Annotated in this window: 6 protein-coding genes; 4 read left to right on the forward strand and 2 right to left on the reverse strand. The window is 48.7% G+C overall.

Annotation, left to right across the window (positions count from 1 at the left end):
- The first annotated feature begins 71 nt into the window (after positions 1-71).
- Entirely contained in the window at positions 72-2,708 is a 2,637-nt protein-coding gene (locus tag DFP83_RS03670) for a glycoside hydrolase family 16 protein (RefSeq protein WP_110573275.1), read from the forward strand.
- Between the two features lie 30 nt (positions 2,709-2,738).
- The gene (locus DFP83_RS03675; RefSeq protein WP_110573277.1) at positions 2,739-5,699 is read left to right on the forward strand and encodes a TonB-dependent receptor; all 2,961 of its coding nucleotides are present in this window, start codon (positions 2,739-2,741) and stop codon (positions 5,697-5,699) included.
- A gap of 113 nt (positions 5,700-5,812) precedes the next feature.
- Here DFP83_RS03675 and DFP83_RS03680 read toward each other — a convergent pair whose 3' ends face one another.
- Both DFP83_RS03680 and DFP83_RS03685 read right to left on the reverse strand, forming a co-directional pair.
- A complete protein-coding gene (locus DFP83_RS03680) occupies positions 5,813-8,332 on the reverse strand; it encodes a glycoside hydrolase family 3 protein (protein ID WP_110573279.1) in 2,520 nt (839 codons plus the stop codon).
- Entirely contained in the window at positions 8,332-9,606 is a 1,275-nt protein-coding gene (locus tag DFP83_RS03685; protein WP_110573281.1) for a sugar MFS transporter, read from the reverse strand. Before DFP83_RS03685 ends, DFP83_RS03680 begins: the two co-directional genes overlap by 1 nt.
- Before the next feature lie 122 nt (positions 9,607-9,728).
- Here DFP83_RS03685 and DFP83_RS03690 point away from each other — a divergent pair, with 122 nt between their 5' ends.
- Positions 9,729-11,120 (forward strand): GH1 family beta-glucosidase, encoded by a 1,392-nt coding sequence (locus DFP83_RS03690; RefSeq protein WP_110573283.1) that lies wholly within the window; start codon positions 9,729-9,731, stop codon positions 11,118-11,120.
- Positions 11,114-12,439, forward strand: coding sequence for a glycoside-pentoside-hexuronide (GPH):cation symporter (locus tag DFP83_RS03695; RefSeq protein ID WP_110573284.1), 1,326 nt, complete (start codon positions 11,114-11,116; stop codon positions 12,437-12,439). Before DFP83_RS03690 ends, DFP83_RS03695 begins: the two co-directional genes overlap by 7 nt.
- Position 12,440 lies beyond the last annotated feature (1 nt).

Raw genomic sequence — 12,440 nt, forward strand, 5'->3', positions numbered from 1 at the left:
TTCTAGTTTGTGAAAGCGCTTACATTTTCAACGCAGCCGTACAACAAGAACGATGAATCAGGAATTCAATTATGAACCCGATAACAACAAAAATACGCCCTATTGCCGCAGCGCTTGTAGCGCTCGGCCTTGTGGGGTGTGGTGGCGACAGTGTCGAAACCAACACTGATTACACCCAAATTGATACCACTGCTCCCGTTGATGACTGGGAACTTGTATGGAGTGACGAGTTCAGCGGTGACAGTATTGACGAACGTAAATGGAACTTTGAGGTCAACTGCCAAGGTGGCGGCAACAATGAGCAACAGTGCTACACCGACAGTCCTGACAACGCGTACGTTTCCGATGACACTTTAAAAATTGTTGCTTTACCTGCTGAAGAAGGCGCTGAAAAGCCCTATACGTCAGCACGCTTGAACAGCAAAATGAAAGGTGATTTCAAGTACAGCCGTATCGAAGTACGCGCGAAAATGCCGTCTGGTCAAGGTAGCTGGCCTGCAGTATGGATGATGCCGACAGATTCGGTCTATGGTACCTGGCCCAAATCGGGAGAAATCGATATCGTCGAAGCGGTTAACCTTAAAACCACTGACGAAGAAGGCAATGTTGAGAACAACATTCACGGCACGCTCCATTACGGCAGCGAATGGCCAGATAACGATTCTTCAGGTAAAGCATACGCCGTAGAGGGCAATCCTGCTGACGAGTTCCACACCTACGCTGTCGAATGGCAGGAGGGTGAGATTCGTTGGTACGTAGACGATTACCTTTATGCGACGCAAATGGAATCCACCGTTCGCTACAATAGCAAAGGCGAAGCCATCGGCTTGAATCACCAAGGTTGGTATACCGAATTTTACAATCAAAGCACCGGTGAACTCGAAGTCGCATACGGTCCTGAACCATTCGACCAGCGTTTTTACCTTATCATGAACCTTGCTGTGGGCGGTGATTGGCCCGAAAACGTAAATAACTTGGGCATAGATGAAAGCGCTTTCGCGGAAGGTCAAACGCTCGAGATCGATTATGTCCGCGTTTTCCAATGTGCGCAAAATCCTGACACCGGCAAAGGATGCGAAACCGTTCGCGCGGGATATAAAGACGAAGAAACATTAGTCACGGGCAAGGCCCCTATTCCAGTCCCTCCGACTACCACCATTCCAGAAACGCTGACAGTTTTTGATGGTACGCCTAATCCAGCATGGCCGGCATGGGATTGCTGTGGTGGTTCAACACCAGAACTGGTCAGTGATGCCGACAAAGGTGATGTGTACAAGTTTGTGGTGAACGAAACACCTACCGTGAATGGCTTTGTCAGTCGCGAAGCGTTTATTGAAGACGAAACAGTGGCTCCGCAGCCTTTCGATGCTTCACAAATCATCGAATCAGGTTATTTCACCTTCGATTTGAAAGTCGTCACGCCTCCGAGCAACGGCAGCGCGGAATGGTTATTTAAGGTTGAGACAAACGAAGGTCAATACGCCGGCGAACTACCGTTAACTGCGAGCGAAGAAGGTGTCGCGCCGACGGTCGGTGAATGGCAAACCTATACTTTCCCAATTAAAGCACTAGTAGACGCAGGTTTAGACGAACCGTCTGCGATCGATGTGTTAATGATCTTCCCAACATGGGATATGGGTAATGGCGCTGAATACCTCGTTACTAACGCTGAGATCGTATCGCCAGAAGCCGCATCACCTGAGCTGGTTCTATTTGGTGATAGCGAAAATCCCGATTGGCCAATGTGGGACTGCTGTGGTGGCACCACCCCAGTCGTTGTGACTGATGATGAGCGTGGTAACGTTGCGGAGTTCTCAGTCGGCGCAGAACCCGCTGTATTAGGCTTTAAGCCGCCAGAAGATTCAGGTATTAAATTTGATGCCAGCGCCCTCATGGTCGAAGGCGTTATTCAGTTCGACTTGAAAGTGGTTGAGTCACCGTCTAACCCTGACTCGGTTTGGAAGTTCAAAGTTGAATCTAACAACGCTAAGTCAGCCCTTGAGCTTGACCTTACTGCCGGTAGTGGTGGCGTAGAGCCGGTTGTCGGTGAATGGCAAACCTACACCTTTAGTTTGCAGGAGCTCGTTAACCAAGACTTTGACATCTCTGCAATTGATGTCGTCATGATGTACCCTGCTTGGGGTACCGGTGAAGGCGCTGTCTACCGTGTTGATGAGGCGCGCATTTATAACCCGAGCGCCGGTCTAGAAGGCTTAACGGTTTTCGAAGAATCAATCAATGCCGACTGGAACTTATTTGACTGCTGTGCCGGTTCAACACCAGCCGTTGTAGACAGTGGTGATGACCATGGACAAGTAGCCGAGTTTGTTATTCAAAGCATCCCAGAAACAGTGCTTGGTTTCCAAGGTAAAGAAGGTGTGTCGTTTGATGCTTCGGCGATGTTAGCTAACGGCGCAATCAGCTTTGATATGCGTGTCATGAGCCAGCCCGAAGGCGCTGATGCACAATGGCTATTTAAGGTTGAGTCAAGCGATAGCGCAGTATTTGCGGAAGTCCCACTTGCCAGCGGTAATTACGGTGAAGAGCCAGTAGCCGGTGAATGGGCGACTTATAATTTCACACTACAATCACTGTTTGATGCGGGTCTAGATATCAGCGATATCAAAACGATTATGATTTTCCCTACCTGGGGTCAGTCGCTCGGTGCTGAGTATCAAGTTGATAACTTAGTCATCGATAATTTCTAATCGGTACGACAAACAGAAATGGATAGAACAATGAAAAAACCAATGACGTTTAGCATAAGTCCTATTGCGACGGCAGTGTCACTCGTACTGACCGCAGGCCTTGCGCTTCCAGTGTATGCGCAGGAACAGGGACAAGATAACGAAGAACAGGCCAAAGAGTCTATTGAAGTCATCAATGTCAGTGGTATTCGCGGCAGTTTAGCACGCTCAACTGATTTTAAACGTCAGTCGAGCGGTGTCGTTGATGCCATTTCGGCAGAAGAAATGGGTAAATTCCCAGACACCAACCTCGCTGAATCACTGCAGCGTATTACTGGTGTCTCGGTCAGCCGAAATGATGGCGAAGGTAGCCAAATCACAGTACGTGGTTTTGGTCCTGAGTTTAACCTAATCACCTTAAACAACCGTCAGATGCCAGGAACGGGTTTCACACGCTCGTACAGTCTAGAAGCGCTCTCTTCTGAGGGCGTGACAGCGTTGGAAGTCTATAAAACGGCTCGGGCAAATACGCCAAGCGGTGGCCTTGGTGCAACGGTCAACATTGTTACCACCCGTCCTTTCCAACACTCTGGGCAAAAATTCGTGCTAATGGGTAAAGCGTTGCACGACAGTTCGGTAGAAGAAGGCGATAGCATCACGCCAGAACTTGCGGCCGTTTACAGTAATACCTTCGCCGACGACATGTTTGGTGTTGCAGTGTCTGTATCGCAACAACGCCGTGACTTCCGTCAACAGTATGCCAATATTCAAGGTTGGCAGGCGAACGTTGGATTACCCGAATTAGACGAAGGCGATTATGTTGATCCACGTGCTATCGGCGAAGACGGTGAGCGTATCGGTAACCACTTCTTCCCGAAAGACATGAACTATGGCTTTACCGACGTTCAAAACGAACGTACTAACGGTCAAGTAACATTCCAGTTCGCTCCTACCGACACCATGGTTCTGACCGCTGATTACACCGGTTCACGCCGTACCTCAGGTCGTCTTGGCTTTGGTTGGGGTATTTGGAACGAATTTGGTGGCAACATCAACTCGTACATCCTAGACGAAAACGGTACTGCCGTTTACGCAGACATCTCAGGTAACGATTCATCATTCACTGCAAACTGGGATACGACCGAAATTGAAGCGGATTCGATCGGCTTGAATCTCACGTGGGATATTACGCCAGACTTTAGACTCTGGGTCGATGCTCACGATTCAAGCAACACCATCGATAATGGCGCCGACCCAGGTTTGGGTTCTAACGGCCAGATTATTATGGGCTCTGACCAGTTACAAACCAAAATCTACGATTACCGTAATGGTGAAATCCCTCAAGCCAGTGTCCTTTGGAACAACGGTACCTCGGTGCTAGCGCCTAATGAAATCGGTTCTAACTTTGGTCAATTCATCCACTCACCCGGTGAGTCGAATGTAAAACAGTATCAAGTCGAAGGGACCTGGTTTAACTCGGTTCTTGATATCCCGTTAGTTTCAGTCAAAGCCGGTATTTCACGTACTGACCAAGACATGGGCGGTTATGAGGCATGGAGTGGTCTGCGCGGTGGACCTGGGTTCAGTCCGAGTTTTGCTGAAATTTTCCCTGATGGAATGTTTCAATACCACGATACCAGTGGTTTCTTAGACGAGTTTGAAGGCGGTGGTTCAGACCTCGCACAGAACTATTACTACACTTACGATTACAACGAAGCACTGGCGCGTCACGTCGCTTATCTTACCGAAGATGTGATGGGTGCCGATGAGTTCGTTGCTGACGCATATTACGACGGTATCGACAGCCAAAGCTACGTACGCGAAGAGACTGACGCCATCTTCCTACAAACAGAGTGGGAATTCATGTTGGGCTCGTTCCTCACTGAGTTGAATGTTGGTGTACGTTACGAGACAACCGATGTAACCAGTACGGTGCGTCAGCGTGTAGAACAGCAAGTTAACTGGGTCAGTGCTTCAGAGTGGATCACACAGTACCAAGAAGGTGATGCGACATTCCTGACACAAACCGGCGAGCACGATGTGTTCTTACCAATGTTGGATCTGAAGGTGAACTTCACTGATCAGCTGATCGGTCGTTTCTCAACCGGTAAAACAATCTCTCGCGCGCCACTCGGTTCATTAGCCGGCGGTCGTAGCCTATCGGCGAGTCCTAAACCAGGCTCACGCACCGGTAGCGCAGGTAACCCCAACCTGTTGCCATTTGAATCGACCAACCTCGATCTCGCGCTTGAGTACTACTATGGTGAAGGGAGTTATGCGTCTGTCGGTTACTTCAAAAAAGACGTTGATAACTTTGTACAGACCACCATTACCGAGACAACTATCGACGGCCTACGCGACATCTTTGAAGGGCCTCGCTACCAGCAAGCCGTTGCAGATGTGGAAGCACGCGGTGAGCAAGCAACCAGCAGTGCTATCTTCGAACAGATGATCGCCAATGGTTATGGTAATGCAGATGGTGCCATTGAGCCGAATGCAGATGATCCATTGATCGTTTGGAGTATCAGCCGTCCGAGCAACACAGACAGCAAGAGTGTCGATGGTTTTGAAGTCGCCGCCCAGCATCTGTTTGGTCGTTCGGGTTTTGGTTTAGCTGCCAATGCGACTTTTGTTGATGGCGACGTACGTTTTGACGTAACCAGCCTCGAGCAACAAGCACCACTTACAGGTTTAAGTGACTCTGCGAACTTCCAAGCGTTCTATGAAAAGGACGGCTGGTCAGTGCGTGCTACTTATGCGTGGCGTGACAGCTACCTGATTGGTGTAGGCCAAGCTCAGGGTTCTTCAGACGCACCACCGCAATTTGCTAAGTCATACGGTCAGTGGGACTTAAGTGTTAATTACGATGTCACTGAAAAACTGACGGTGTTCTTTGAAGGTATCAACCTTAACAATGAAACCGAAGAAGGTTATGGACGCTACGAAGAGCAGTTCCTGTTCGCACGTCAATACGGTCCACGTTACGCAGTGGGTGCACGATACACCTTCTAAGTTTGCGTAACTCAGTTGCTTGTTGTCTTCCCTGGACCAACAAGCAACGCCCATTAAAAAGGCCAGCTAATAAGCTGGCCTTTCTTTTACACAGAGTCAGTAAGCGGTGTCACTTAGTCATTATCACCCGTTAGACAAAGCGCTTCACCGTTAATCTCATCTGCCACCTGCAAGCGTATATCGCGAATGCTCACAGAGGTGTCAGCAGAGCTGCCTAAGCGCACCACTTCACCGGTGCTGGCAGTGTTAACACCGGCTTGTTCCAAGCACTGAACAGATACGTTTAACGTCGTCCATTGCTCTGCCGAGTTATCATTTAAATAGCCGTCAATAGCTTGGCTAAACTCACAGCTGTCGGCGCCACAGTTAAGTGACAGGGTTAAAGGTTGATTCGGATCCGCTTTAACTGTCAGACTCAACACGCCACCGTCTACACTATACGCGCGCAGATCACGCGGGAAAGGACTAACAAAACTGAAGTAACCTGTGCCCTCGCCTGCAAAAGTAAAGCGTCGCGCATCCTCTTGCACTTGGTCATCAAAGGTTTCAGTTTGCACGCCGCTCAGTGACTGAATACTGCTGGTCACTTCGCTTCGCTCATCACTGTTACCTATCATCAAACGCCACGGCGCCTGCGGCGCGCGATCAAAGATAGCCATTTCTAACGGCATATCGCTGCCCGAGAAATCCGTATTTAATGGGTCGATGGTTACGTTGTCATCAAAGCTCAAGCCGTAGCCCAGTTTAAACAATGGGTCGTAGCCAACTTCATCACCATTAAGTCGACCTTGAGTCGGCGCTTTAGGCCATGAGAAAGGCAGTTGCCCAGTCATCGGGTAACGCACCTGTCCATTTTTATCGGTCACCAATACATCGGCTACACCCGCTCCTTCGCTACCCGGTAGCCACGCGGCTACAAAGGCATCTGATGCATTCATTTCTGGATTGACGTACATCGGACGACCACTGATAAACACTGAAACAACGGGGATGCCTTTTTCCTTGAGGCGCTTTAACAGCTCGAGGTCAACCGCGTTGCCGCGTTGGTAATCGACGTTATCAATGTCACCATTACCTTCCGCATAAGGTGTTTCACCATAAACGACCACTGCAACATCAGGTTTTTCTTGATACTCACCATTAACAGCAAGCTCAGCTTCGCCGCCTGCTTGTTTTACAGCGTCAGCGATACCATCATATATCGACGTGCCACCAGGGAAGTCTTTATTTGAGTTACCTGTGCCTTGCCAACTAATCGTCCAGCCACCCGACTGCTGACCGATATTGTCAGCCGCAGGTCCAGCCACTAAGACTCGCTGGTTCGGTTTAATTGGCAACACGTTATTATTATTTTTCAGTAGTACCAATGATTCACGTACCGCTTGACGTGCAATCGCGCGGTGCTCATCTGCGCCAATGAGTTCTGTTTTACCAGACAAAGGACGATTGGCGGGTGAAGGCTTATCGAACAGCCCCGCTCGCATTTTGACACGTAGAATACGGCGCACTGCATCATCTATACGCGACTCGGCGATAGTGCCATCTTTTACCTGTGCGATAAGATTTTCATACAGAGGCTTCCACGCCTGAGTAGGCACCATATACACATCAAGACCTGCATTGGCTGCTTGTGGGCAATTATCATTGGTACAGCCTTCAATTTGCCCATGACCGTTCCAGTCACCTACGACAAATCCATCAAAGCCCATCTTCTCTTTCAGCACATCCGTCAGCAGGTATTTACTGCCATGGATTTTTTCACCATTCCAGCGATTAAAACTCGCCATGACGGTTTGCGCGCCGGCTTCAAGTCCACCCACATAACCTTGCGCATGGATATCAAATAACATTTGTTCATCGACTTCGGTATTACCTTGGTCAATACCGTCTGTGGTTCCACCGTCACCAATAAAGTGTTTTACCGTACTAATGACATTTTTCTCAGACAAAAAGTCGCCGTCGACATGCCCTTGCAATCCGCGCACGATGGATGCTGAATAGTCACGCACAACCGCTGGGTCCTCAGAGTAACTCTCATAGGTACGTCCCCAACGCACATCACGCGCAACGGCAACAGTCGGTGCAAACACCCAATCGATGCCGGTCACCATGACTTCTGTCGCAGTCACTTCGGCAATGTCTTCGATCAACGCAGGATTACGGGCAGCTCCCAAACCAATATTATGAGGGAATATCGTCGCCCCTAATACGTTGTTATGACCATGTACCGCGTCGGTTCCCCACATTGTTGGGATATTGATACCATCGACGCTGTCATCGACTGATGCCTGGTACATCGCCTCCGCCAGTGCGATCCAATCTTGTGGCGTTGCATATTTATCGTTATTTGGGAACGCCCCACCGCCATTTAAGTAACTACCAAAGCCATATTTGCGCATATCTTCGACAGTAATGTCACGGATTTCGGGTTGGATCATTTGCGCGACTTTTTGCTCCAGCGTCATTTCACCGAGCAATTCGTCGATACGCTGTTCCATCGCTGACTTTTGCGCAACTGGAATGTCGAGTTGTGGCCACACGGGGTCCTGCTCAGTGGGTGCCTGTGAATCTGTGCTACAGGCCGAAAGAATGGCTGCGGGAAGTGCAGCCATTAGCCATTTTTTGTGTCTCATTATTCTGCAACCTCAGCTGTTTGCTTTGCTTTTTTAAAGGCACGTGGTACGTAACCGGCGAAACCGTAGTAGGCGATGTAGGCGTAACACATCAAGGGCACGACAAACGCGGCTTGTACACCGATCATATCGGCTAAAGCACCCTGACACAGCGGCAATACTGCGCCACCAACAATCGCTAAACAAAGAATGCCTGAACCCTGCCCCGTGCTTTCTTTTAAACCTTGCAGTGCCAGACTAAAAATGGTCGGGAACATAATCGAGTTGCATAAGCCGACAAAAAGAATCGACCACATGGCTAATGTTCCTGAACTAAAGATGGTGGTCAGTATCAGTAACATGGCACAGACCGCATTAAATAACAGTACACGGTTACCAGCGAAGCGTTGCATAACGGCTGCACCAATAAAGCGACCAACCATGGCACCACCGAAATACCAAGAAATGTAGTGTGAAGCTTGCGAGGTCGACATACCACCGATGTCGTCTTGCGACAGGTAAATGGCCAAGAAACTACCAATACCGACTTCAGCACCCACATAAACGAAGATACCTAGCGCACCCAAGACCAGATGTTTCTGACCCCAAGCGCCGCCCTGCGTCGGCAACGGAGCTGCTTGGTCGACTTTACCCATTGCTGGCAGCTTTAAGCGGACAAACACCAACGCCATGATGACCAGGGTCGCAGCGAGAATGAAATAAGGGAGTGAAACGGTATCTTTGGAAACACCCGACACTTCGGGATCAGCAACACCACCAAAAATAAGCCATGTTCCAAAAAACGGCGCAACGGTGGTACCCAGCGAGTTAAATGCCTGTGTCATTGTCAGGCGGCTGGACGACGTTTTCTCTGGACCTAAGCGTGTCACATAAGGATTAGCGGCGACTTGTAGAATGGTCACGCCCGACGCTAAGATAAATAGCGCACCAAGAAATAACCCGTACACTTCCATTTGTGCTGCTGGATAAAACAATACACAGCCGGCACCCGCTGTCAGTAAACCTACAATAATTCCCGATTTATAACCGATTTTACCGACCATTAAGCCTGCCGGCACCGAAATAATAAAATAGGCGCCAAAGAAACAGAACTGAATCAGCATCGATTGTGCATAGTTTAAATCGAATAATAGACGTAGATATGGAATAAGAATATCGTTGAGGCAGGTAATAAAGCCCCAAATAAAAAACAGTGATGTGAGTGCGGTAAGTGCGAACCGATAATTGGTCGGCTGTCCACTCCCATGCAACGCTGAGGTTTGTGGAGTTGTCATAATTCCCTCTTGCTTTATTTTTTGACGATAGCCATCAGACCATCTAGTATTATGTAAGCGCTTTCATGTATAGCATAATTTAATTCAAAGGCAATTAAAACCTGCCTGACGAGCAAACTCTTATGAAAAAAATAACGCTTCCCTATCATTCTGTTTTAAGTCGACCAACATTTGTTTACGGTGTCGCCACCTCTTCTTTTCAGATAGAGGGTGATATCGCCGGCCGTGAACCCTGTATTTGGGATACATTTTGCGAACAACCCAATACTATCAAAGATAACAGTAATGGCGATACTGCTTGCGACCACATTCACCGTTGGCAAGACGACGTTGATTTGATTTGTGAGCTAGGTGTTGATGCGTATCGTTTTTCAATCGCTTGGGGCCGTGTAATTAAAGCAAACGGTGAAATCAACCACACGGGCTTAAATTTTTATATTAAGTTAGTTGAAGCGCTCACTAAACGCGGAGTTCAATCCCACGTCACCTTGTATCACTGGGATCTACCCCAGTATCTAGAAGATAAAGGTGGGTGGCTGAACCGAGAGACCGCATATCGGTTTGCCGATTATGCGGGTGTTGTTGCTGATGCACTCGGTAGCAAAGTAAGTAGTATTGCAACACTGAATGAACCTTTCTGTAGCGCTTATCTTGGTTATGAAGCAGGTATTCATGCACCAGGACCACAACCGCATGCGGGCTCGCGACGCAAGCAAGGTCGCCAAGCAGCTCACCATTTATTGCTGGCTCACGGTTTAGCGCTGCAATTATTGCGACAGCGCTTATCCGGTCAGAACGCGCCCCAACTAGGGGTCGTGTTGAATTTTAGCCCTTGTCATCCGCTTACTGATTCCACAGCTGATCGCGAGGCTGCAGAGTTTGCACATCAGTACCACAATTTATGGTACCTACAACCGATGCTGACCGGGACTTATCCTCATATCCATAATCAACTTGCGTCAGCGGACCGCCCGAGTATCGAACCCGGTGACATGGATATCATTAATCAACCGCTTGATTTCCTTGGCGTCAACTATTACACCCGCACGGTTTTCAAAGCAAATGAACAACACGGGTTTAGTGATGTGCCGGCGACCGGCGATGGTCTTACGACCATGGGGTGGGAAGTCTACGCACAAGGCTTAACTGAAATTTTGCTAACGCTGGATCGTCAGTTTGACAATTTACCCCCCATTTATATTACCGAAAACGGCGTAGCGACCGACGATGTCTGTGATAAAAATGAAGTTAACGATGTCATGCGAGTCGATTACTTTCAGTCGCACTTACTCGCAGTTCATGATGCCATTGAGCAAGGCGTTGATATCCGCGGCTACTTTGCCTGGAGTCTGATGGATAACTTCGAATGGGCAGAAGGCTACACACAGCGATTTGGAATTGTTTATGTAGACTATGCCACCCAACGCAGGACGCTCAAAAACAGTGCAAAAGCTTTACAGCAACTCTTCTTAGCTAGACAATCACAGCATCATGCTGTGGAGGATATATGCTAAGTCGCACTGAAAAAATAGCCTACGGCTTAGGTGACACCGCCAGTAACATCATTTTCCAAACGGTCATGTTGTTTCTGGCTTTTTTTTATACCGATATTTTTGGTATCTCGGCGGCGGCCGTCGGCACCATGTTCCTCGTGGTACGACTGATTGATGCGGTCACCGACCCACTGATGGGATTGCTCACAGACAAGACGCGTTCGCGTCACGGTCAATTTCGCCCTTACCTAGTCTGGATGGCTGTGCCTTTCGCTGTATTCAGTGTCTTTGCATTTACTACTCCGGATTTCGATGAAAATGGCAAGCTTATTTATGCTTACGTGACGTATACCCTGCTGATGTTAGCGTACACGGCGATCAACATCCCCTACTCTGCGCTTGGTGGTGTGCTCACCGAGGACCCATCAGAGCGTGTCTCGGTTCAGTCGTATCGTTTTGTGTTGGGGATGCTCGGTGGGTTACTCGTTACTACCTGCACGCTGCCACTTGTCGACTGGTTTGGTCAGGGCAGTCAAGTCGTTGGTTATCAACTCACCATCGCCGCATTAAGTGTGCTGGGTATGATGCTGTTTGTCGTGTGTTTTTGCGGAACAAAAGAACGTATTCACCCTCCCAAACAACAGCAACTTTCGCTCCGAGAAGCCCTGAAAACATTGTGGCAAAATGAGCAGTGGCGCAGACTTTCAATCGCTGCAGCTTTAGTGTTGACGGGAATTGCACTAAAAAACACCCTAGCCGTTTATTACGTGAAGTATTATCTATTACGCGATGACCTCGTGACCGCATTTGTCAGTACCGGCATGGTCGGCAATATCATTGGTTGCGCATTAGCCCAATATGTTTGCCGATATATGGATAAAGTGAATGCCTATATTGGTATTCAGGTTTTAGCCGCTATCGTCTGCGTGGCAGCTTATTGGATTGCGCCCGAACAACTTACAGCGGCATTTATTATGTACTTCTTGTGGGGCCTATTCTTACAGATGGGAACACCGATGCTGTGGGCTAAGATCGCCGACGTAGCAGATTATGGCTACTGGAAAACAGGCGTGCGTGCGACGGGTCTGGTGTATTCATCGGTGGTATTTTTTATCAAGTTTGGCCTCGCGTTAGGGGGGGCGATTAGCGGTTGGTGGTTAGCATTTTACGACTACACCCCCAATCAAATACAAAATATTGAAGCGCAACACGGCATTCAACTCGCGTTTACCGTGCTGCCGGCACTCGCATCCCTGCTCGTTGCAGCAGTTATGCTTCGCTACACCTTAAAACAAAAGCGTGTTCAGCAAATATCAGAAGCGTTGGAGCAATACTCTTAAC

The sequence above is a fragment of the Idiomarina fontislapidosi genome, assembly GCF_003226255.1.
Classification (GTDB): domain Bacteria; phylum Pseudomonadota; class Gammaproteobacteria; order Enterobacterales; family Alteromonadaceae; genus Idiomarina; species Idiomarina fontislapidosi.